Raw genomic sequence first — 23,189 nt, 5'->3', positions numbered from 1 at the left:
AAATCTATTTACGACGCATCCAGAAAGCGGTAAACACAATCACCGACAAGATACACACGGCGATAATCGCCCAGAACGCTACCGGCGAACCCACAGTGGCGTCTCCGTTCATGCCGAAGGGCAGTTTCACGTTCATACCGAACAAACTAGCGAAGAACGTCGGGAGAGAAATAGAAATCGTCACAATCGTCAAGTTTTTCATCAGCGTGTTCACATTGTTGCTGATGACACTTGCGCGAGCATCCATCATGGACGTCAAAATGTTGGCGTAAATTTCAGCTTGCTGCAGGCTCTGGCGGTTTTCAATGACGATATCGTCCAGCAGTTCCCGTTCGTTTTCGGTCCAGTTCAGGCTACGGCCAATCTGCAACTTTTTAAGAAGCGTGTCGTTGCTGTTCAAAGCACTCACGTAGTAAATCAAGCCCTTGTTCAAGCTGAACATGCTAAGCAGGTACTTGTTTTCCATGGCCGTGCGCAGTTTCTGTTCCAATTCGTCGTTAATGCGGTTGATAATCTTCAAGTGTTCGTTGAAGTGGAAGATGGCGTAGCTCAACACGCGAAGCACAAAAGTGTTCAAGCTGTCAATCTTCGAAAAGCGCTTTTCGTCCATTACCGGAATGTCGGAGTCGGTCAAAAGCAACACCCAATCCTTAAAAATGAAGATACCGAAAGATTCTACACGGAACTGGAAGTTGTCGCTTGCCGAATAGTTCTTCGGCTTCTTAAACACGATTGTCGTAAAATCGTCGTCGTACTCAATACGGGAAAGTTCGTCCGAGTCGAATGCAGAGGCTATGGTATGTTCCGTAATCTCATACTCTTTAACGAGCACACTTCGTTGCTCTTGGCTCAAGGAACCCATCATCACGATGTCGGCTGCGTCTTCGTTCGGAGCGCTGGCGAGGCGCCCTGATTCGATTCTGTAATACTTCTTGAGCATAGGAGCCCCCTTTATCGAACGGCCTCAAATATATAAAAATTAGCATTCTTTCCCAATAATTTTATATATCTTTATATCGTAAAAAAAGAGGTTTTTTTTGAGCCAGTTGAAATTGAATGGAAAGTCCGAAACTCTCTGTATTTTTGGACATCCTGTTGGGCATAGCAAATCACCATTGATGCACAATGCCCTTTTTGAGGCATTAGACATCAATGCGGCCTATTTGCCCTACGCCCCGGAGCCCGAAAACCTGGCCGATGCCATCAAGGGTTTTAGGGCCATGAAGTTCCGCGGGGCAAACGTCACGATTCCGTACAAGACCCCGGTCATGGACCTTGTGGACGAGCTTTCGGACATTTCGAAGTTTACCGGCAGCGTCAATACGCTATACTGGAAAGATGGCGTTATCGGCGGGACCCTGTGCGGGACCACGACCGACCCCTACGGATGCATCCGCAACCTACAGGAATCGGGCGTAGAACCTTCGAACAAGAAAGTCGCCCTGCTCGGAAACGGAGGGGCCGCCAAGGCAATCGCCTACACGCTCGCCGAAATGCAGAACCAGCTCACCATCGTGTGCCGTAACCGCGAAAAAGGGGCTGCGCTCGCCGACAGCCTGAACCAGTTCTTTAACGGCAAGGCACCCCAGGTCCAAGTCGCCACGTTCGATGAATTTCCGACCGTATCCAAGAGCATCGAAATCATCATCAATGCGACCTCCGTGGGCATGACTCCAAACGAAGACAAGTCCCCCCTGACCGAAGAATCATTGCACTCAGGTCAGGCCGTGATGGACATCGTGTACACGCCGCCCATGACCAAGCTGCTAAAGACCGCCCAGGCAAAAGGCTGCAAGGTCGTTACCGGCGAAGGCATGTTGGTACACCAGGGTATCGAAAGCTTTAGAAAGTGGTTCCCCGAAGAAACTAAAAACAAGACGAACGACGAACTCGCACAGATTATGCGTAAAGGAATGCAGGGTTAACATGAACAAGCACATCTTTTTCACCGGATTCATGGCAAGTGGAAAATCCCGCACCGGACGCGCCCTGGCAGAACGGTTAAACCGCCCCTACGTGGATACCGACGCCGTTATCGTCGAACGCGCAGGTAAAACCATCAGCGAAATCTTTGAACAGGACGGCGAAGCCAAGTTCCGCGAAATGGAACGCGAAGTCGTTGCCGAATTTGCAAAGAAAGAAACCCCGCACATCATTTCTTTGGGCGGTGGCGCACTCACGCAGCCGGACAACCTCAAGGTCATCCGCGAAAACGGCACCATCATTCGTCTGTGGGCAAAGCCCGAAGTGCTTTCGGAACGCATTGGCCGCAAGAACACGCGCCCGTTGCTTGCCAACTTGAGCGACGAAGAACGCCTCGAAAAAATCAAGGTGATGCTCAAGGAACGCGAAAAGAATTATGCGAACGCCGATTTTAGCGTGGAAAGTTCCGACGAATACACCGAAGACCACGTAATCGAACGCATCCTGTACATCTTGAATTTCTGGAACAGCCATGCGCTGGACGTGTGCCCGAGCAGCGGCGGACGCTACCCCATTTTTATCGGCAAGAACATTATTCCCGAAACAGGCGTTTTGCTTGAAAGCCTCAAGCTCACGCCGAATCATGATTTCTTGGTCTGCACCGACACAAACATCGCCAAGGTACAAAGCCAGATGATTGGCGAACTGAGAGGCCAGGCCGGACGCTGCCCGATTTTCAAGTTCCAGGCCGGCGAAAAGAACAAGACGCTTCACAACCTGAACCAGCTGTTCAGCTTTATGCTCCACCGCGGCTACACCCGCAAAAGCTGCCTGTTGCAGTTTAGCGGTGGCGTGGTCGGCGATATGGCAGGCTTCGGTGCTGCCACCTACCAGCGCGGCATTCCGTTCATCCAGTTCCCGACAACTCTTTTGAGCATGGTCGATAGTTCCGTGGGCGGGAAAGTTGCCGTGAACCACCCCGAAGGCAAGAACATGATTGGCGCATTCTACCAGCCCAAAGCGGTGGTCTGCGACCTCGCCGTGCTCAGCACCTTGCCCGAAACGGAATACCTGGCGGGCCTTGCCGAAATCGTGAAGTACGGCGTGATTTACGACGAAGAATTCTTCCGCTATATGGAAGAAAATGTCGAGCGTATCAAGGCTCACGACCTCGACGTACTCAAGCACCTGATTTACCGCAGCTGCGCCATCAAGGCCGAAGTCGTCGGCATCGACGAAAAGGAAGCGGGACTTCGTGCTATTTTGAATTACGGGCATACCTTCGGGCATGCTATCGAAAACTTGACGCACTACAGCGTGTTCACCCACGGCATCGCCGTGTCGCTTGGCATGCGCGTGGCCGCCCGCGCGGCAGTTCTCCTCGGCAAAATCAGCGCCGAAGAAGAAGCTCGTCAGAACAAACTCTTGGACGACCTCGGATTCCCGAAGAAATACGATATCGATACGGAAGCCGCATGGGACGCCATGGCTGTTGACAAGAAGGCAGAAAAGGGCAAGCGTGTATACATCTTGCCCACTAAGATTGGAGAAGTTGAAAAAGTAAGCAACATCGATAAAGATATCATTACTCAAAGCTGGGGAGCTATTAAGTAATGCTCAATAGGAGTGTATGAATATGAGTATTCTTGTAACTGGTGGAACAGGAGCCCTGGGCTACCACATTCTGTCGAGCCTTGTGGGAACCACCCACGATCTGTACAGTTTTAGCGACGAACAGCCGCAGCCCTGGCAGAAAGTCGAAGGCGTCGAATACCTGAACGGCGACTTGCTGAACTTCAAACACATGCAAGACGTGATTCAGTTCGTGCAGCCCACGCACATTTACCACCTGGCGAGTCAATCGTCGGTGGGGCTCAGCTACAAGAAACCATACGAAACGCTGAACATCAACTTGCTCGGCACGCAGAACTTGCTCGAAGCCGTGCGCCAGAATTGTCCCAAAGCTAAAGTGATGCTTCTGAGTTCAAGTGAAATCTATGGTCGCACCGATCATCAGCTTACCTACTTGCACAAAGAATCGGACGCCCCGAATCCGCTTACGCCTTATGCAACCTCCAAAGCCTGCATGGAACTTTTGGGCAACCAGTTCAAGAACGCTTACGGACTGCACGTGGTTTTTGCCCGCCCCTTCCACTTTACGGGCCCGCACCACAGTCGCCGTTTCGTAATTCCCTCGATTACCTACCAGCTTGTCAAAATCAAGTATTACGGTGCAGAGCCGACCATTTATTCGGGCAGTCTCGACATTAGCCGCGACGTAATCGATGTGCGCGATGTGGCACGCGGCATGATTCAACTTTTGAACCAATCTGAACCGGGCGAAGCCTACAATCTTTGCTGCGGCAAGTCTTACACCTTCCGCGAACTCACCGAAATGCTCGTCGACATCGCAGAAGTCAGCGTCGACTTCCGTTTTGACCCCGGTTACGAACGCAGTAACGACATTCCGCTTTTGATTGGCGACCCCACCAAGGCAATGAACATGGGTTGGAAGCCGATGATTAGCGTCGAAGACAGCCTGACCGACCTGTTCAACGAAATGGTATTACGCCGTCGTACAGAACTCAAACTCGGCATGGGACAAGACTTGAGACTGTAATGTGGAATGTGTGGTGTAGTATGAGAAGTGAAAATATGATAGTTCTTTTTGTGGCGTTTTTGTTTTGCGCGTCGTTTGCGTTTGCAGGCGATGTGGTTGCGCCGCAGGGTTCCGTGCGTAGCGTGTCAGTCGACGACTTCATGCCGCACCAGAATAACGCCAAGGAATTCAACGAAACCTGGAGCTATCAGTTCGTTTTCGACAACGGCACCCGAGCCTTCATCAACTATTCCACGCTCCATATTCCGGGCTCCGGCAAGAAAGTCGCCTGCGACATGAGCTTCTGGAATTTCAAGAGCAAGACCTATACCGTAGGCCGCCAGTATCCGCCCGAACGCCTTAAAGCCGACAAGGCATCTGCTACAATCGACATCAAGGGCGAATACAAAATGGAGCACAAGCCGGGCAAAGATCACCGCGTGTACTTTACCGCCGACAAGGGTGGCAAATTTCTGCTTGACGTGACCTTTGAATCGGCCGAAGTCGGGAAAGTCCCCGGCAACGGCGTGTGGAAAATCGGCAAGGAAAGTTTCGGACAATACGTGCATATTCCTTACGGTCGCGTCGCAGGCAAAATCGCCTACAACGAAGACACGATTGCCGTGAAGGGATATGCCTACATGGATCAGACCTGGCAAACCGTGCAGGCAACCGACATGGCCGTACGCTCCATTAACTTTAGCACAAGCGCACGCTCCCCGCTGTTTGCCGGCCGCGTTTCGCTCACCGAAAAAGGCGAGCCCTTCGGATACGCGCTCTACAAAGACGAATCCGGAATCAAGGTCGCGCACCCCAAGACAATCAAGGACGGCAGCGACAACTATAGCGGCAAAAAATTCGCCAAGAGCGACTTGACCTTCGAATGGCAAGACGCAAGCGTTCCCGCACTCAAGTTCAGCGTCGCCAAGACGCTCCAGAAGGCAAGCCTTTTAGACAAAGTAGACGGCTGGATCGCAAAGAAGGCCTTCAAGATTGCCGCTGGCGGCGAAGTTCTATTTTACAGGGGTAGGAGCGACGCAAGCCACGGAAAGAAATTAGACTGGTGCATTACCGGAGTTAAAGACTAATGACAAAGTTTCGCCCATGCATTGACCTGCACGACGGACGTGTAAAGCAGATTGTAGGCAGCTCGCTGAATGACAGCGGCACGGGTCTCAAGACGAATTTTGAAACGGACCGCTCCCCCGCCTGGTTCGCAGAACTCTATAAGAAAGATGGCATTAAGGGCGGCCATGTAATTATGCTCGGCAAAGGGAACGAAGACGCCGCAAAAGCAGCACTCGCCGCCTACCCTGGCGGACTGCAAGTAGGCGGCGGCATTACCGCCGAGAATGCAAAGGAATATCTGGATGCAGGCGCATCTCATGTAATCGTAACGAGCTGGATTTTCCCCGAAGGCAAGTTGGGCCGCGAACGTTTGGAATTGCTTTCTAAAACGGTCGGCAAGGAACACCTGGTGCTCGATTTAAGCTGCAAACGTGTGAGTTCCGCGAAGAAAAAGCAATTTGTCCCCGACGACGAAATCGACGATCCGGACGAAGCACACCCCCGCTGGAAAATCGCCACGAACCGCTGGCAAACTTTAATTGACATCGAAGTCAACGAGGAAACGCTCGAAGACCTTTCGCGCTACTGCGACGAATTCCTGATTCACGCCGCCGATGTCGAAGGAAAGCAGCAGGGCATGGATGACGAACTGATTATGTTCCTCGCCGAGCACAGTCCCATTCCTTGCACCTACGCCGGCGGCGCCAAGTCGCTTGAAGACTTAAAGCACTGCAAACAAATTTCTAACGGAACGATTGATCTCACCATCGGATCGGCCTTGGACCTGTTCGGTGGCAAAGGAGTGAAGTATGCCGACTGCGTCAAATTCAACAAAGTTTAAAGCCTCCGACGTTTTAGATACGCGTCCGGCTATCTTTGGACGCACCGTCACGAGCACCTTCAAGAAGATGTTCGGTTTCAAGCACCAGCCCCCCGGAAATCTGCGCACGGGCATGATTCCGCCTATTGTTTTCGGCTCACTCATTCTAAACATCCCCAAGCTCTTAAAGCTCCGCTCTTACCTGAAAAAGGAACGCAAGCAGCACCCCGCCGACGACGTACGAATCCTTTTCTATTCGGACAATCTGGATGAAACGAACGGAATCGCGAACAACCTGAGAAACGTGATTCCCTACATGCGCGCCCACGGCATGCACGCGTTTCTCGCCGGGAACGCCTTCAACACGCGCCCCTGCGGTGTCGTCGAAAACGGCTACTGTATTTTACTCCCGCGCCTGTTCAGCATGGAACAGCTCGGGTATGCGAACAGCGAACTTGCCATTCCACGCGTGGGCCCGGTACTTCGCCTGCTCAAGCGCTACCCCGTCGACTTGATTGAATTTGAAACGCCGAGTCCGGGCGCTTGGCTCGTATGCTTCTGCGCCAAAGTTGCCGGCATCAAAGTCTTTAGCCATTACCGCACCGACGTTCCGACTTACACCCGCACGCTCGTGAAAGCAAAATGGATGTTCCACTTTGTTCTCTGGCTCATGAAGATTTTCTACGGCATGACCAAGCCCGTCGTTAGCCCCTGCAAGGACTACGCCAAGATTCTCACGACGCAGTTGAAGGTGCCCGAAAACAAGGTGCAGATTTTGCCCCGCGGTCTCCCGCTCGAAAAGTTCTCGCCAGCCATGCGCGGCAAGGGCGTCTGGGAAAAGTACAACGGCGCAACCGAGGCAATCCAGAACGAAAACCGCAAGGTGCGATTCTCGTTCATCGGGCGCATTTCTAAAGAAAAGAACTTGGAATTCTTGAACGGAGTCTGGAAAAAATTTGCAGAAAAACACAACGACGTAGAGCTCATGTACGTAGGCTACGGCTGGTACCTCGAAGAAATCAAGAAGTTCTTTGAAGGCGACAACAGCGTGCACTTTGCAGGCGAACAGGGCGGAGAAACACTCGCAAGCCTTTACGCCGATTCCGACTTCTTCTTGTTCCCGAGCGTTACTGACACATTCGGAAACGTGGTCGTCGAAGCCATGTCTACAGGCACGCCCGCGATCGTGAGCAATTACGGCGGCCCGCACGACATCGTGATGGATGAAGCCGCAGGCCGAATCTTGCCGATTGACGAAGACGCCTGGCTGAACGCATTGGAAGATGCCCGCAAGCTGTACCTGGAGCAGCCCGAAACCTACGCCAAAATGCGCGAGGTCGCACATGAACGCAGCCTCAAGTACACCATGGAATCTTCGACCAAGGCCCAGTTCGAATTCTTCAGGAAGCTGAAACGCGAAGCATACGGGATATGAGCAACGAGCTCGGTGCCACGCACCTCTGAGGTATGAGCGTCGCTATTAAAAACATGGATAAGGCAATCTTAAAATATTTGCGAGATTGGTTTCGTAAGAATGCGGCTGAGTTACCGTGGCGCTTGAGCGATTTAGACGCCCCCCGCGACCCGTATGCGGTGTGGATTAGCGAGACCATGCTACAGCAGACGCAGGTGTCTACCGTCCGCGACTATTTTACACGCTGGATGAAGCGATTCCCCGATGTAGAAACGCTTGTCAAAGCGTCCGAAGAAGAAGTCTTTAATTACTGGCAGGGACTAGGTTACTATAGCCGTGCAAGAAACATTTTAAAGACGGCAAGACTCATCGCAGAACGCAAAGAATTTCCCCGTACCCGTAGGGAACTTGAAGCTTTACCCGGAATCGGGGCGTACACGGCTGGGGCAATTTTAAGTCTCGCCTACCACGAGCGCGAAGCCATTCTCGATGGCAACTTGGTACGCATCTTTTCGCGACTTTTCGCACTTGACTTTTTGCCAACCGATTCCAAAAACGCGCTAACTACTTACTGGGATTACGCCCGCGAAATCGCAGATTCACCCAAGGCCTACATGCACAACGAGGCTCTCATGGAATTGGGGCGCACCGTCTGCAAAATCAAGAATCCCGATTGTGCAAATTGCCCGCTTCGCTTGAACTGCAAGGCATTCGCCGAAAACAGCATCGTCGAATTTCCGCCCAGCAAGAAACACATTCAAAAAGACTGGCACGGCACCGTACTCGTCATCGAAAGCGCCGATCACAAAATTCTAGCCATTCACGGCGGGCAAAAATTTTTCAAGAACCAGTTTACGCTACCGCATTTTGAATCACCGCGCAACGCCACCGCAGGCCTACCCTCCCAAGCCGAGGCGTACGTCAACGCAGACCAAGTTACAGACGTTCAAAACATCGGAAATTTCAAGCACAATATCACCATCCATAAAATGGATTGCGATGTTTTGCACATACGCCTTAAAACAAAGGCCCCGCAGCATTGCGCTCCAGAGCTTCGGTGGGTCAACATTTCCCAGACCCAAGAATTTTTCGCAAACAGTTTCTGCCTGAAAGCGCTCGCCCTGCTACATTAAGCCCTAAAAAGTCTTCCTCGCCTGACAAATGAAGCGAATGCGGTCATAGCCACCGTTAACCGTTTCCATTTCTTCGTCCGCAAGCACATGCATGAGCGTGCCCGTCAAGGTAATGCCATACTTCGGGAACATCTGCGAGAACGAAGCATCCCACGCCCAGTCGCCCTTCACGACCATCGGATTTTGGCTGCGCAAATTCCACTTGGCATCGCTTCTGTAGCGCAACGAATGGGAAATCTTGAAAGTCTTGTTCAAGAGCCAGTCACCTATAAAGCCGGTGTAGAATTCAGCCGGAGTCACTTCGGCATTTTCCACGGGGCCATCGATATGTTCAAAGCCTACCATGGCCGTGAACTTGAACATATCGCGGTACCAAGTATTGAAACTCATTTCTGCAGACAAGCCCTTAATCCAGGCATCGATGCGAGAAACATTTCCAAATCGGGTTTCCAGCCCATATTCTTCATTATAGTCGTATTCATCAACATCGAAAGTTTCGGCACCATGTTCTGCCCAAATGCTGCCACGGCCACCGATCGAAACAAAACCGCCTAACGTATCTACATACGAAGCATAAGCTTGAATCAAGTTCATCTGGCCGTCGGCCGTCAAATCTATTTCGCGACCGTCGTAAAACTCCTTCGTATCGGCAAGCGGATTCAAGCGAGAACCTGATATATTCTTGACACCCACTACAACGCCCATATTTTCAGGTGCAGGAGCCAAGTATTGGACGCTATCTTGAACAAGCCAGTCTTTTTCGTTCACGCCGAGGGTCACGTCAGCGGTCAAGCGTTGTAAGGGCTGCACACGCATTTCCAAGAAAGACCACATCACACGATCTTCCTCAAGTTCCGTATACACCGTACCTTCATCATCGACCGCACGGAATGCGACACCGGCTGCAATCTGGTAGAATTTCTGCTGACAGGCCTTGCCGCACTTGTAGTAAACAGAGCCGTTCACTTCCTTACGGGAGCCATCTTCTTTTTTGTGCAAATTTTCAAATTCGATATCTTCGTAGGCGACCGTCAACGACAAATCCTTGATGTCGGCACGGGCTTCTACACGGGGCTTGTAATGCGAGGGTATCCAGCGAGAGGTCGCCGTATACGTCCAGAGGTATTCTTCGCCCGCCAAGATTGAAGCGTTCACGAATGAATTCGTGTAGCCGAGGCCGCCGTATGCCGTACTGAACATTGCCCAGTTCGCGCCCAAGTGCGTGTAATTGTCATCTACCATATCGCGGCGGTAGGCGTAAGCGCCACTGCAGAAATGGTCATCCTGGAAAAATCTTGCCGTTGCCCACAAGCCTTTGTAGCTAGGAGAGCGGAAACCGCCTTCTAAAATCGGCGTCCGGTTTTCGGGGCGGTCATCACCTTCGGTAATAAAATCCTGATAAATCAAGTCACCCAGTTCATTGCCTGTTTTCAGCCATACACCCGGTTCAAGCGGAGTCCACGAAGGCGTTCCCGACCAGCGATTAAACAGCAGACGATTCCGCATCTTTGCAGGAGTCCAAAGTTCACTTTCAGAATGCAAACCGCCCGCACTCATCGGCCGGTCAAAGGCATAAGTCGGGCCGCCAATCAAGAACGTTCCATCGGCACGGGTTTCATATTCCATGCCTTCCATTTCGGCCGGAATCTGGGCGAAAGCAACAGAAGCCGTCAACAAAGATACGAGAGCAAAATTCTTCATTACCAAAGCTTCCTTTCTATATAAAGGCCCGCATACAACATATTAGAACGCTTAGGCAAAGTCCAAATTTCTTCCCACAAGACATTAAAGCCTGCGCGATAATTTTCCGTGTTAAAAATCGCCAAATTCAAGCGCGCAAACCAGCCGAATTCTGTTTCGTTATCGCCAAGCGTTCCTCCCGGCAACCAATAAATATCATCCTTGACTACGTCGTCACCCAAGTCGGCGCGGGTCCAGTTGCAAGCAAAGCCGCCACCAACCACAATGGGGCTAATGGCAGGCAAACGCCAGTCAAGCCCGAGTTTACCCGAAGCTTGGTGCACTCCGTCATAAGGCACTACATCGGGACGAGGCTTAAAGTAGGCATAGTGAAACATCACCACGCCATCGACATTTTTCCAATAGGAATAACGGAAATTGAGACCGCCGTACAAAGTATTTTTAGTTGCATCAGCCAGGTCGCCAAACGGGTAGATTTCGCCACCTTCAATTCCGAGATACGCTTTCGAGAAGGCAATATCTTCCACATTTCCTGATTCACTTTGGGCAAATGTTGCAACAGCAACGCCTAAGGCGAATAAAACAATCTTTATTAAATTCCCCATAAGTTCCTTTTACTCTCAAGCTTGTTTAAGACGCAAGGCTTGAGCAAAAAATCCATCAAAACGAGAATCGTCTAATCCCGGATACGCAGGCTCACCCACCTTTTCAAATTCGGGGCGTTCCTTGACAAAACGGTTAATGACCTTGGTGGTTTCTTCAGGATCAGGACTGCAAGTTGCATACACCAGAATTCCACCCGGAGCAAGTTTTGTCGAGGCAGCCTGCAAAATCGAATACTGCAATTCTGCCAATTCCTTGACCGATTCCGGCGTTATACGGTAAACAGATTCCGGACGACGCGCAATCACGCCCATGTTGCTGCAAGGAACATCGAGCAATATCCTGTCAAAGGGGTAAGCCTCGCCAGAAGCGAGTACATCACGGCATTCCACGCGGACATTCGTAAGGCTCAAGCGATCCACGACATCGCGCATCTTAAGCACGCGCGATTCAGACACATCACTAGCGAGAATATCGAGCGAAGAATCCATCTCGGCCATAAGGGCCGCCTTTCCGCCAGGGGCTGCGCACGCGTCCCAAACCTTAAGGCCAGGCTTCAAGTCCAGCAGTTTCACGACTTCGTAAGCCGAGGGATTCTGCATGCTGAATTCGCCCTTCGCAAAAGATTCCGATTCCAGAATCAGCTTGAGTTTTGCGTCGGCGGGCACCAGAATGTAGCGGTCGTAAAGAATGCTTGCGCCCGTGAGCCCGAGCTTTTGGGCAAGCACCGGCGCAGAAGTCTTCTGCAGATTCACGCGGATCCATTCCACGGGGCGCTCAAGCGTCGCTTTCGCGAGCGCTTCGGCGCGTGTACCGCCATAAATGTCGAACCACCTGCGCACCAGCCATTCGGGCACCGAATTCTCGATGGACACGCGCCGCACCTTTTGAGGTGGGAGCGCCGGCAGCCCGGACTTGCGCGCGGCATGCAGCACCGCATTCACCAGCCGCGCGGAACCTTCTTGAAGGTTCGCCGCCTTCGCAAGCTCCACGCTTGTCGAAACGGCGGCATGGTCCGGGATTTCCATAAAGAACATCTGGAATATTCCCATTTCAAGTACCGTCGCCACTTCAAGTGAGGGCTTTTTCTTTACGAGAGTCTTTAAAAAGTATTGCAGGTACAAATGCCTGCGACAAACGCCCAAGGCAAGTTCCATCGCGAAAGGCGAAAGTCCGCTTTCCTTGATAAAGCTTCCGTCCTTCTGCCAAAGCACAAGGACGCGAAACGCCTCCATTCTCTCTTTCAGCGATTCATCTAGCAAAAGCAAAGTCCTTCACGCTTCTGGATTCCGCGCATAAAGTCGGCCACCGGCATCGGCTTCTTGCCCTCGGCCTGAATCTCAATCACTTCGAGAACGCCTTCGCCCGTGCCCACGTAGAACCGGTTATCCTTGAATTCCACCGCGCCCGGGGCGAGTTTCGGGCCATTTTCTGGAGTATCCGTCTTGCGCAAGTAAACCATACGGCCACCCAACTTTCCATAGCCACCCGGCCACGGATTGAAGGCGCGAATTCTATTGTGGATTACTGCAGCGGGCAAATTGAAATCAATCAAGCCTTCTTCTTTTTTGAGCTTCGGAGCGCCACTGGCCTGCGCATGGTCCTGCGTCAAATCCTTTTCACGGCCTTCGAGCAACTGGTGAATCGCATCGTCCAACGCATCGCAACCGGGAGCAACCATCTTGTCCAGCAACGATGCTGTCGTATCCTGATGGTCAATCACCACCGTCTTCTGCGCAAGAATCGGCCCGTGGTCCATTTTTTCGTCCAGGCGGAACACCGTCACGCCCGTTTCAGGGAGTCCGTCGGCAATCGCACGCTGCACAGGGGCAGCACCGCGGTACTTAGGCAACAAACTTCCGTGAACATTCACCGCGCCATGCTTGGCAACCGCCAGAATATTCTTCGGCAAAATCGAATAGGCAACCACCACGAACAAGTCCGCATCGAAGGCGCGCAGGGCGTCCTCAAATTCGGGCGCTTTCAAGTCGATCGGCTGGAGTACGGGCAGCCCGTATTCGAGGGCCAGTTGTTTCACTGGCGGCGGCGTTAACACGCGCCCACGCCCTGCCGGCCTGTCAGGTTGCGTCACCACAGCCACCACGTCTGCAAAGTCCGATTCCTTGAGATGCTTCAAAAAACAAGCCGCGAATTCCGGCGTTCCCATAAATACGATTTTCATAACATGAAATATAGAATATACTTTTCTACATTTGCACCCGTCATGAGAATACCGCTCCAACTTGCCGTGATTTTCGCCATTTGCGTCGCCGGGGAATTTCTCCACCGCATCGTAGGCGTACCCCTTCCGGGGAATATTATCGGCATGGTCCTGCTCTTGATTTTACTTTGTTCAAAAATAATCAAGCCGGAGCAGATTTCGGGAGTATCGAGTTTTTTCCTGAACCACCTGGCCCTTTTCTTTTTACCGCCGAGCATTGCCATCATGGTCGTCGGCGACGAAGTCCTTTCCAAGTGGCCACTTTTGCTGTTCCTCTGCATCGCCTTCACGCTTATCAGCATCGCTGTCGGCGGCCGCGTTACGCAATTGTTCATTCGTAAGCAAGAATACCGCGAAAATTTGGCCCTGCGCGCAGAACGCCTCGCCGACCGAGCATCCCGTAACAAGGCAAACGGGGGGCAACAATGAACGCCATCATCAATTCTCCCCTGTTCGGAATCTTGCTCACGCTAGTCACCTTCGAAATCGGCGTCACCATCAGCAAAAAATTCAAGTATTCCTTCCTGAATCCGCTCCTAATCGCAAACATCCTGATTGTAGGATTCCTGCTCATTACAGGAATCAGCCTCGAAAGTTACAATGTGGGCGGCGACTACATTTCCGTCATGCTCTCCCCCGCCACCGTAGTGCTCGCGGTTCCCCTCTACAGGCAGATTTCCAAACTCAAGCAATTCTGGAAACCGATTCTCGCCGGAATTTTCGCAGGCAGCCTCACCTCTCTTGCCTGCGTCATTGTCGTAAGCAAGCTTGTCGGTCTCAGTGAAACACTCATGCTTTCGCTCTTGCCCAAGTCCATCACGATTCCCATGGGTTCCGTCGTATCGGCTCAAATTGGCGGCATTCCACCAGTCACCATCATTGCCATCACCATTACAGGAATCACGGGTGCCGTTTCCGCCCCTGCCGTATGCAGGTTCTGCCGCATCAAGCACAAGGTGGCCCAAGGTATCGCTATCGGCACCGCAAGCCACGCGCTTGGCACCACCAGAGCTATGGAAATGGGCGAAGTTCAAGGCGCCATGAGCAGCCTCTCCATCGGAGTCGCGGGCCTATTTACCGCAATCGTCACCCCGATCATTTTAAGCTTGATTCCTTAGGCTGCTACGCCTTTCCCACCAGAATTTCGGCGACAATACTTTCACTTTCAGGAATTTCGCACAATTCTTTCAATTCGTCTTGATAGAAGAACCTTTCGCTACGCACGGTCCTGCGAAGCAGTGTTGCAGACAAAGTCATAGACTGCGCAAAATAGCCTGCATTCAAGTTCATATAACGGTAAGCGCGCTCGCCCAACAAGTTGCAGGATTCATTCAAGTCTGCCGTCAGAATCACCGCATAGGCCGTGTTCTCGGCCGTTTCGGGAGCCAAATGACACTTGGCAAACTTCTTGACATTCAGCATGCCCGACTGCATGTAGATGGACTTGCGCACAGGCACGTAACGATACACACCCGGGTAGACAAACATCACATCGAAAGAGACTATCCAGATTTTCAAAAGGCCCGCACCGAACAAATTGATTTGTCCCACTTCAAGCCAACGAAGCATACTGGAGAAATCATCCAAATCCAGTCCCGCCTTCTTAAAGGGCAAATGATTGTTCAGAGGAGTCTCAATATCCGAAATTTTATCCAAATAGTGAGCAGCATCGAATTTTGCGGGCGTCAGCGGAAATTCATCACCCGGATAAGCCTGCGTCGAAAGTCTGCGAATGCGAATGCACTTCAAGAGGTCTGTAATATTTTCCACGCGGTTTTGGCGCATAAACAGCGACGGATAGCGGGTCGAATCATAAGTAACGACATTGTCTGCCGCCTGCAATTCCGTCAAGTCGCCGGCAGAAGCCTCCATTTCGCTTCGGTTTGAATAAGCGGTTTCGCCGACACCGCCATCGACCGAATCAAACGCCAATTCGCAGTATTCCGGAAACACAGCCAAGGCTGCCAGCGGAATTTCAGTCGAAGGCAAATTCAAAGCCACGGCAATTTGGTCATCTACAAAACCGCTCAAGGCAAAAACTTTTGCCCCCTTGGACTTCGAATGCAACAAGACACTGCCCGCACAGGCCCCCACATCTTGCATCACCTGCGCATAAGCCGCTTCTCTAAAGCGCCAAACGGAACGTTCCAAAAGTCCCGTAAAAATGTAGAGCATCGGAGCTTCTTCGGCAAAATCCTTATCGGGAAAGGCATCCACGATTTTTTTCATTTCTTCTTTGCCGCCAATGCGCACCAATTGTCCCTTTACATCGGGAGCATTGCTTTTGCCGGCAGCATCGTACACATACACGCCATTAGGAATCTTTCGCCCTCGCATGACGACGTAAACACCGACCGGTTTCAGGTTATCGCCCGAAATGTAACCGTAAGAGGGGACTTCCCCTTTCTGCAAATCAATGCGGTTGCATCCGGCATAGCGCCTATCAACCATTTTCTGTGATTCCCAACACAAATCTATAGGCTTCTCCTTCCGGGCAAAGCTAATGGATTTATGGTAATTTTCAGAAAAAAAGCGCATTTACGAGAAAAATAGCAAAAAAAAGCTAAAACAGAGTCCAATACACCCGATACACCTACACGAAAACAAACCTATTTATCAAGTTCTTCGCGTTCATTTAATAATAGATTTAGGGTAAAAGGGAATTGGGACAACCCAAGGTTTCAAACAAAATGAGGTTCACATGAATTTCAAGACTAAAACAAGTTTAGCACTCTCTGCAGCGGCACTTCTCTTCTTGAGTGCCTGCGGTGACGATTCCAGCAAGTCGGCTGCACCCGACGAACAACCGGTTGTCACTCCAACTGATTCTACAACAACTCCTTCCCCGCTTCCAGATAATTCCACTGAGATTCCGGGCGACTCTACCGCAAACCAAACCGATTCTACCGCAACGCCTTCGGATACAACGAATAAGGGACCTTCAACCAATCCTGACGAAGGAACCATCATCACTCCGCAAGGCAAGGGCTTGCTCGTCGATGACTTCGAAGACGGTGACAACCATTCGGCAACTATCGACGATTATTGGTACACTTACAGCGATAACGACAACGACGGAGCCTCTGTCATCACGACCCCTGTAAACGAAGACGGAGACATGGTCGCCGGCGCCGTCAACAACGGTTCCAAATACGCCCTGCAAGTCAACTACACGCTTGACAAGGGCGAATACGCATACGATCCGTATGTGGGTTGGGGCATTCAGATTGCCGAAGACGATGCCAACGGTCGTTTCGGCGGCCTTACCTACTGGTACAAGGGTGGCGCACACGAAGTCCATATCGAAGTTTCCGACGTCAAGGACTACGACGTTCACCTGGCAAAGGTCAAGGCCTCTCGCACCTGGACCCAGGCCGTTATCCGCTTCAAGGACTTGGTCCAAGGCGGCTGGGGCAAAGAAGTCGCCTTTGACGCCAAGCATATCAGGGCTATCAGCTTCCAAGCCAAGGGTAACGCCAAGGTCTCTAGCGATTCGCTCTTTATCGACAACATTTACTTGCAAGACACTTCTGAAGTCGAAGCGGACAAGCCCGACATGACCATCAACGACCCGGTCATTCCGAAGGTCGAATTCACCGAAGCCGAAATCACGGTCACGAACCCGTTGCAGGCAAAGGCCATGAAGTACTTGAACAAGGGTATCAACTTTACCAACTGGCTCGAAAATGCCGACGGAAAGTTCAAGGAATTCGTCTTCGACGAAACCGACATCAAGCTTTTGGCCGACAACGGAATCAAGAGCCTTCGCTTGCCCATTGACCTTGACCTGTACGCTACCAACCGCGACACATTTGTCAAGGACACCACGGGAACCGTCGAACTCGCCTTTGACGACAGCACTCTCTTTACCGTTCTTGATTCGTTCGTGGAATGGACCGCTGCAAACAACATGTCGTTCGTGATCGACTACCACGAATACGATAATGGCTACAACAAGACCAGCGCCAATAACAACAAGTATATCCAGATGATGGCCGAAACTTGGAAGCATGTGGCCGCTCACTATGCCGAAAATCCGCGTGAAGACTTGTTCTTTGAACTGTTGAACGAACCCGACATGAGCGATGGCAAGGTGACTGCCGCCCAGTGGACCGTTGCCGCCCAGGCCATGATCGATTCTATCCGCAGCGTCGACAAGAAGCACACGATTCTCTTCGGCGATGCCCAGTGGTATTCGATCAGCTTGCTCGCCAAGCGTACCCCGTTCACCGACAACAACATCGTCTACGTGATTCACACTTACGAACCGTTCGTCTTCACCCACCAGGGTGGTTCCTGGACAGACTACGCCACCATCAAGGGAATTCCGTTCCCCTACGATCCGGCCAAGTGGTCTACAGTTTCTGGCGACTTCGGTGTCACCAAAAGCACTCAGAGTTATGTGAAAACGAATGTCAAGAACTACTACAAGACCGGCAGCAAGGAAGCCATCATGGCAGAAATCCTGAAAGCCAAAAAGTGGGCAGCCACCAACAATGTTCCGGTTATCATCAACGAATTCGGCGCATTGAACCTCCGCTCCACGGCTCAGGACCGCTTGAACTACCTGACTGCTATGCGTGAAATCTGCGACACGCTCCAGATTCCTTGGACTCACTGGGGCTACACCGGCAACTTCTCGCTGTTCGAAGGTGACCTCAAGGGCACCAAGCTCATCGACGGTATCGACAAGGCCCTTGGCCTCGGCATTGCAGAATAATAAATAAGCTTAAACATCAACTCCTTAGAGCCGCGTAACCATCCCAGGTTGCGCGGCTTTTTCCTCCCTTTTTTGTATATTGTAGTTAACTATGCGTGCGTCTATTTCGAATTTTTTATTTGTTTTAACAGCAGGTGTTCTAACGGCAAGTGTTTCTTCCTTCGCCGTAGGCTTTTACGGCAACAACAGCGACATTCATTGGAAGGCTGCAAGCACCGACCACTTCAACTTTATCTACCCAGCCGAATACAGTTCGCACGCATCCAAAATTTCCGCTTACGCCGAAGCGGTCTATGATTCCGTGGTCAATCGTTACCACCACGACTTACCCGGCCGAGTGAATGCGACTCTTAACAACGCCCTCTACAGTAACGGCAACGCCATTCCGAGCGAAAATTCCATTAATCTTTGGCTCACCAACTGGGATTTTAAAATCCGCAGCAGCCATGGTTGGCTTTCGGACGTGGTGACTCACGAATTCAGTCACTTGGTGAGTATCGAAAACGCAAGCAAGTTCAAGCCGAGCATTTACGGTTTGCAAATCAGCTATACCGACTATTATAACGAGCGTACCACCCAGGATTTTGCCACTCTGATTCCCTTTACGCTGCAACCGCTCTGGTTTGCCGAAGGTACTGCGCAATACGAATCAAGCCGCATGGGTTTTGACGCCTGGGACACCCACCGCGATATGTTGCTTCGCGTGGCTACCCTGAACGACTCTCTCCTTACGCTTCCCTACATGCACGAGTTCTCGGACAATTCCCTGTTCGCCGAACTGGGCCCTTACACCCAGGGCTTTTCGCTAGTGCGCTATATCAGCCAGACTTATGGCGAAGATGCCATGCCGAAAATTTGGCACGAGATGTCCAAATATCACCGGCTCACTTTGGACGGAGCGATTAAGAAGGTTCTAGGCATTAGCGAACAGGAACTTTACGACAACTGGAAAGCGGAAATCACCAAGCATTACCGAGCCCAACGCGACAGCGTAGGTCACCTTGTCGAAGGCATCAAACTCACCGAAGGATCTTTCTGGCAGGACTTCCCCGTTGTCGCAGGCAACGAACTTTACGGCGTTTCAAACTTCGGCGGACTCTGGTTCGACGGCGGACTCTTTAAAATGAAACTCCCCGGCACAGACAAGGTCGACTCCAGCGCCAAGGATTCGAGCAACAATATTGACGGCGTCGAAATCGGCGAAATTGAAATCGAGAACGAGACCGACATCATTGACATTGGTGACTACGCAAAGCACGGCTTTAAAATCAAGAAGGGATGGATGGACAAGGGCATCGATGTTCACCAAGACAGCATCCAAGGCCCCATTCTAGCTTACGTCAGCTACCAAAATCGCGATAAAGATGGCCATGCTCACTTTGACATTGCCGTCAGCGACACCAACAAGAATGAACTTTATGTCACCTACCTCGCCGACGCCGTTTATCCCGCCATTGATGCCCAAGGTACGACCATTATCTTTGCGATGCGCGAACCCTACAGCACACGATTCAAACTGGCCAAGGTTCCCTACCCCAAGGATATCAGCGACTACACTTCCGAAGATCCTGTCGACATTTTTGTACCTGACGCCAAATTCGACTACTACAATATCTACAGTCCGAAATTCAGCCCCGACGGCAAACGCATTGCGTTCGGATTCTTCGATAACGAGACTCGTGGCATCGCCGTTATCGATAGCGACGGCAAGAATTTCAAGATTGTCAGCACCGAAGGCTACGACGAACGAGACGTAAACTGGCTAGACGACAACAAGATTGTCTTCGCCAGCAACCGCAACGGAATTTTCAACCTAATTGAAAAAGACTTGACTTCTGGCGTCGAAACCCCTCTGACCAACGTTATCGGCGGCGCCTTCACTCCCGTACTCGCCGGTGACACGCTCTACTTTACGGAATACGACAAGGATGGTTTCTCTCTTTACAAGATTGCCTATACCACCGTTCCCATGATCGATGACACCACGGTCACCGTCACCGAACGCGACAGCATCATCCAGATTGCAGACACCACGTGGAATTGCGAAGACTCTTCCGTCACCGATTCCTGCACCAAGGTTCCTGCCGTTGCCCTCCGCGACTCCGTTCTGAAAGTCACTGACACCACGCGCACCATTACGCAAAAGCCAGCCCCTGCCGCCATTACCCTGCAAGGCAAGCTTTCCGAACGTATCGTAAAGCCCATTGAAATGACCGACATCGAACTTGCAGGCATCGAAAAGGACTACAAACCCATTCCATTCGTTCCCCTGTTCGTTCCCATGGTCGTCTTCAGCGAAAACGCCCCCGACCTCACCGTCTTCGGCGACGGCAAAGTCAAGGCCAAGGCAGGCCTTGCCGCTATCCTTTCGGACCCGCTCAAGAAAAACACCGTGCAAATCGGATTCTTGTTGGAACTCGGCAACGGCATCGACTATATCAACGGCGATGGCCTCAATCCCGAACAGGAAAAAGAATTCTTCGTTTCTTGGGAAAACAAGAGCACTCCTATTGACCTCTCGCTCAGTTACACCTACGCCAACTACACCAGCAAGGACACCATCCGCTACGAAGATGTACGCGCCAATAATGGCGACAGCATCGGCATTACCCACTACGCCATTCCGATGCAAGCGATCATGGCCGGGGCAGGCTACAGTATTTTCAAGAGCATCGACACCTTACAAGTCGCAGTCGGCTACGACTGGGCAAACTTCAACCTCTACGAAGACAATTTTGACTGGACTTACCAGAAACGCTTGAGCATGCTCGTCGCCCTCGGCCTTTATGGCGATCATGCCGAAGGCTCCGAAATCAACGGTCAAGGAAACGGAATGCGCTTCTACTTGCAGTCCTCCAATTCCGACTTGTACCGCCCAGGCACCTTCGCCGAAAGCTTTACCGTTAACGCAAGTGGTAAAATCACGCCCAAGTACCGCAACTTCCACATCAACGAAGTGGGCTTGAATCTTTACGGCAGCATCCAGAGTCCGCTTACCGGCGCCCGCCTTGCGGCCGGCGGCAAAATCGCCGGCATATATAAGTGGAGCACCGACGCAAAGCAAGACACTCTCGACTCTTACTACTACGACGCCTTATTCCTCGAAGGTTACCCCTACCTGCGCAATTCCGAAAACTACACGCTAGCCGGCATGCGCACCGCTATCGCCGAACTCCATTACCTGTTCCCCGTGTACGACGACTGGCGCAAGAGCGCCTGGATTTTCGAGACCCGCAGTTTCTACATCGATTTGTTCTCGCAAATGGGTGCCGCCTGGAACGGCAAATGGTTTGACACGGATAAGTTCACCGACCACCGTTTCTGGGATCGTTCTGTAGGCCTCACCTTCCGCATGAGCAACCGTATTTTCTACAGCACGCCCTTCGACATTTCGCTTACGCTCGCCCGTGGTCTAAGCCGCATCGGTGAAGACGAGAACCTGCATGGCGGAGAAAAACTTACACCGATTGACCTTCCGGTAATTTCCGAAAGCATCGCCCCCACGAGAATCAAATTCTCCATTGGAATGGGGTTTGTTAATAGTTGGCAATAGCCAAGAGTTTGGCAGTAAAAGAAAGGCGGACTTTTGCCCGCCTTCGTTGTTTTAAAGTTCGCCGTATTTTTGTTTGGGCTTGACTTCGCCGGGGAGCAACTGTCCGGGACTGGTGCGTTCAGCGTCGCGACCTGTAAAATTCGGATTGAACTGTTTGACCTGCGCCTTTTTCTGTTCGGCCTGCAAGTCAAGCATATGCCGTTCCCATTCCTGCATGGCCTGATCCAGTTCGTTACGGGCGTTCAGCATGAGTTCCTTCAGCTGCATCAGTTCCAGCATCTTGTCACGCTTCATGATCCACAGCTCTTCTTCTTCGGGCATTCGCTCGATATTAAAGAGCAGGTTCATGTATTCTTCTTCGGCAGCGCGATAAGCCTTTTCCATTTCCTTGTAGACCATGTAACGGTCATCGACCATCGTCTGTTGCGGCGACGGATGCGTGGAACAACCCGCAAGAACGAGCGCGCCAACAAGCAAGGATACGTAAAAAGACTTGCACATTCCGATTTATTCCTTAGCTTCTTCCGTTTCGGGTTTCTTCACGGTGTAAAGGCGTTCAAGCGTAATCTGACTCTTGAAGGTGGTAGTATCCTTAGTTTCAGGGTTCACCATCGTGTGCGTTCCGACCTTGACTTCGCGCTCCTGACAGGGGATGCCCGTCGTGGGGTCAATCATCACCTCAAACTGAGTCTGGTATTCCGCCTTAAGTCCCTTATTGTAGTGTTTGAACTTTTCAGGAACAATGTTGCTATTCACGTGCTGTTCCCAGATGTAGTACGGGAAACTTTCCATTTCCCACAAGTACACGACATAATCCAGGCAACGGCGGTGGTCACGGTTTTCAAAGCCCTTCACCACCACGGAATCCACCTGAATCAAAGCAAAGTTCAGACGGCCCTGATCTTTAAGCATCTGCGTAATGTTGCCCTTGGCAGGCACATCGCCCAACAGCATGTGGTCCATTTCCCAGCGGTGCTTTTCAAGGCGTCTCAAGTGCGGTTTGTATTCCGGGTTCAGAAGCTGTTTACGCCAGACCTCGGGCATGGGAATGCGGGCTAGCAAGGAATCATAGCCATTGTCGAGGCCATCTACGCTTTTTACCTCGCGGTCAATAGCCTTCAAGTCCACCGACTTCACGCGCCAAGCCAGTTCCGAAGGCATGTAGTTCTTAAGATATCCGCGAGACTTGTCCATCACGTAATCGCGATGAACCTTCAGGGTGTCGCCCGAATTAGAATAGGTCAAGTTCGCATAGGCGGCAGTCACCGTCCCCATTTTTTCTTCACCCTTCAGGTCTATCGTCGAAAAATAACCTTCGGCATAAAGTTCTACCGTAACAGGAGCGTCCACCTTGTAGCTAACGTTGACTTTTGATTCACCGCAACCGCCAAGGATAAGGGCAGCTGTGACAGCGCATAAAATTTTCTTCATGTG

The 23,189-nt window shown here is 51.5% G+C and carries 19 protein-coding genes; 11 read left to right on the top strand and 8 right to left on the bottom strand.

Annotation, left to right across the window (positions count from 1 at the left end; genetic code table 11):
- Positions 1-4: 4 nt before the first annotated feature.
- Positions 5-940, bottom strand: a complete 936-nt coding sequence (locus B9Y58_RS00540; protein ID WP_073053371.1) for a magnesium transporter CorA family protein — start codon at positions 938-940, stop codon at positions 5-7.
- 97 nt (positions 941-1,037) lie between these two features.
- On the opposite strand from B9Y58_RS00540, the gene aroE reads away from it, so the two are divergent.
- The 7 genes from aroE to B9Y58_RS00505 are packed head-to-tail and all read left to right on the top strand — an operon-like array spanning position 1,038 to position 8,957.
- Positions 1,038-1,925: a shikimate dehydrogenase gene (gene aroE / locus B9Y58_RS00535; RefSeq protein WP_369827919.1), complete on the top strand. Its 888-nt coding sequence runs from the start codon at positions 1,038-1,040 to the stop codon at positions 1,923-1,925.
- Position 1,926: 1 nt separating this feature from the next.
- Positions 1,927-3,537: a 3-dehydroquinate synthase gene (gene aroB, locus B9Y58_RS00530; RefSeq protein WP_073053369.1), complete on the top strand. Its 1,611-nt coding sequence runs from the start codon at positions 1,927-1,929 to the stop codon at positions 3,535-3,537.
- A 22-nt stretch (positions 3,538-3,559) separates the two neighbouring features.
- Positions 3,560-4,543: a GDP-mannose 4,6-dehydratase gene (locus B9Y58_RS00525; protein ID WP_073054670.1), complete on the top strand. Its 984-nt coding sequence runs from the start codon at positions 3,560-3,562 to the stop codon at positions 4,541-4,543.
- Positions 4,544-4,578: 35 nt separating this feature from the next.
- On the top strand, positions 4,579-5,610 hold the full coding sequence (locus B9Y58_RS00520) for a hypothetical protein (protein WP_233247785.1): 1,032 nt from the start codon (positions 4,579-4,581) through the stop codon (positions 5,608-5,610).
- A complete protein-coding gene (gene hisA / locus B9Y58_RS00515; protein ID WP_073053365.1) occupies positions 5,610-6,431 on the top strand; it encodes a phosphoribosylformimino-5-aminoimidazole carboxamide ribotide isomerase in 822 nt (273 codons plus the stop codon). The genes B9Y58_RS00520 and hisA overlap by 1 nt, the downstream gene beginning before the upstream one ends.
- Positions 6,400-7,845 (top strand): glycosyltransferase, encoded by a 1,446-nt coding sequence (locus B9Y58_RS00510; RefSeq protein WP_073053363.1) that lies wholly within the window; start codon positions 6,400-6,402, stop codon positions 7,843-7,845. Before hisA ends, B9Y58_RS00510 begins: the two co-directional genes overlap by 32 nt.
- Before the next feature lie 32 nt (positions 7,846-7,877).
- Positions 7,878-8,957: an A/G-specific adenine glycosylase gene (locus B9Y58_RS00505; protein ID WP_073053361.1), complete on the top strand. Its 1,080-nt coding sequence runs from the start codon at positions 7,878-7,880 to the stop codon at positions 8,955-8,957.
- A 3-nt stretch (positions 8,958-8,960) separates the two neighbouring features.
- Here the strand turns inward: B9Y58_RS00505 and B9Y58_RS00500 are convergent, their stop codons facing one another.
- Genes B9Y58_RS00500 through fmt form a run of 4 tightly spaced genes read right to left on the bottom strand, consistent with a single transcriptional unit; the run spans position 8,961 to position 13,443 of the window.
- On the bottom strand, positions 8,961-10,658 hold the full coding sequence (locus B9Y58_RS00500; protein WP_073053359.1) for a hypothetical protein: 1,698 nt from the start codon (positions 10,656-10,658) through the stop codon (positions 8,961-8,963).
- Positions 10,658-11,263, bottom strand: a complete 606-nt coding sequence (locus B9Y58_RS00495) for a hypothetical protein (RefSeq protein WP_143154611.1) — start codon at positions 11,261-11,263, stop codon at positions 10,658-10,660. Before B9Y58_RS00495 ends, B9Y58_RS00500 begins: the two co-directional genes overlap by 1 nt.
- A gap of 15 nt (positions 11,264-11,278) precedes the next feature.
- Positions 11,279-12,475 carry a transcription antitermination factor NusB gene (locus B9Y58_RS00490; RefSeq protein ID WP_233247784.1) on the bottom strand — a complete coding sequence of 399 codons (1,197 nt, stop codon included), beginning with the start codon at positions 12,473-12,475 and terminating at the stop codon, positions 11,279-11,281.
- Between the two features lie 41 nt (positions 12,476-12,516).
- Positions 12,517-13,443, bottom strand: coding sequence for a methionyl-tRNA formyltransferase (fmt, locus tag B9Y58_RS00485; RefSeq protein WP_073053353.1), 927 nt, complete (start codon positions 13,441-13,443; stop codon positions 12,517-12,519).
- Between the two features lie 42 nt (positions 13,444-13,485).
- On the opposite strand from fmt, the gene B9Y58_RS00480 reads away from it, so the two are divergent.
- Positions 13,486-13,911: a CidA/LrgA family protein gene (locus B9Y58_RS00480; protein WP_073053351.1), complete on the top strand. Its 426-nt coding sequence runs from the start codon at positions 13,486-13,488 to the stop codon at positions 13,909-13,911.
- Complete coding sequence (locus B9Y58_RS00475) at positions 13,908-14,600, top strand: LrgB family protein (RefSeq protein WP_073053349.1); 693 nt, start codon at positions 13,908-13,910, stop codon at positions 14,598-14,600. The genes B9Y58_RS00480 and B9Y58_RS00475 overlap by 4 nt, the downstream gene beginning before the upstream one ends.
- A gap of 4 nt (positions 14,601-14,604) precedes the next feature.
- On the opposite strand, the gene B9Y58_RS00470 is transcribed toward B9Y58_RS00475, so the two are convergent.
- Positions 14,605-15,933 carry a nitroreductase family protein gene (locus B9Y58_RS00470; protein ID WP_233247783.1) on the bottom strand — a complete coding sequence of 443 codons (1,329 nt, stop codon included), beginning with the start codon at positions 15,931-15,933 and terminating at the stop codon, positions 14,605-14,607.
- 250 nt (positions 15,934-16,183) lie between these two features.
- On the opposite strand from B9Y58_RS00470, the gene B9Y58_RS00465 reads away from it, so the two are divergent.
- On the top strand, positions 16,184-18,202 hold the full coding sequence (locus tag B9Y58_RS00465) for a cellulase family glycosylhydrolase (protein ID WP_073053345.1): 2,019 nt from the start codon (positions 16,184-16,186) through the stop codon (positions 18,200-18,202).
- Between the two features lie 91 nt (positions 18,203-18,293).
- On the top strand, positions 18,294-21,755 hold the full coding sequence (locus B9Y58_RS00460) for a PD40 domain-containing protein (protein WP_073053342.1): 3,462 nt from the start codon (positions 18,294-18,296) through the stop codon (positions 21,753-21,755).
- Positions 21,756-21,806: 51 nt separating this feature from the next.
- On the opposite strand, the gene B9Y58_RS00455 is transcribed toward B9Y58_RS00460, so the two are convergent.
- Positions 21,807-22,256, bottom strand: a complete 450-nt coding sequence (locus B9Y58_RS00455) for a hypothetical protein (protein WP_073053341.1) — start codon at positions 22,254-22,256, stop codon at positions 21,807-21,809.
- A gap of 6 nt (positions 22,257-22,262) precedes the next feature.
- The gene (locus tag B9Y58_RS00450) at positions 22,263-23,186 is read right to left on the bottom strand and encodes a hypothetical protein (RefSeq protein WP_073053339.1); all 924 of its coding nucleotides are present in this window, start codon (positions 23,184-23,186) and stop codon (positions 22,263-22,265) included.
- Positions 23,187-23,189: the final 3 nt, after the last annotated feature.

This window comes from Fibrobacter sp. UWB15 (assembly GCF_900177705.1).
Lineage (GTDB): Bacteria > Fibrobacterota > Fibrobacteria > Fibrobacterales > Fibrobacteraceae > Fibrobacter.
The sequence above is the reverse complement of the archived record's forward strand: the minus strand, read 5'-3'. Positions and strand labels throughout refer to the sequence as shown.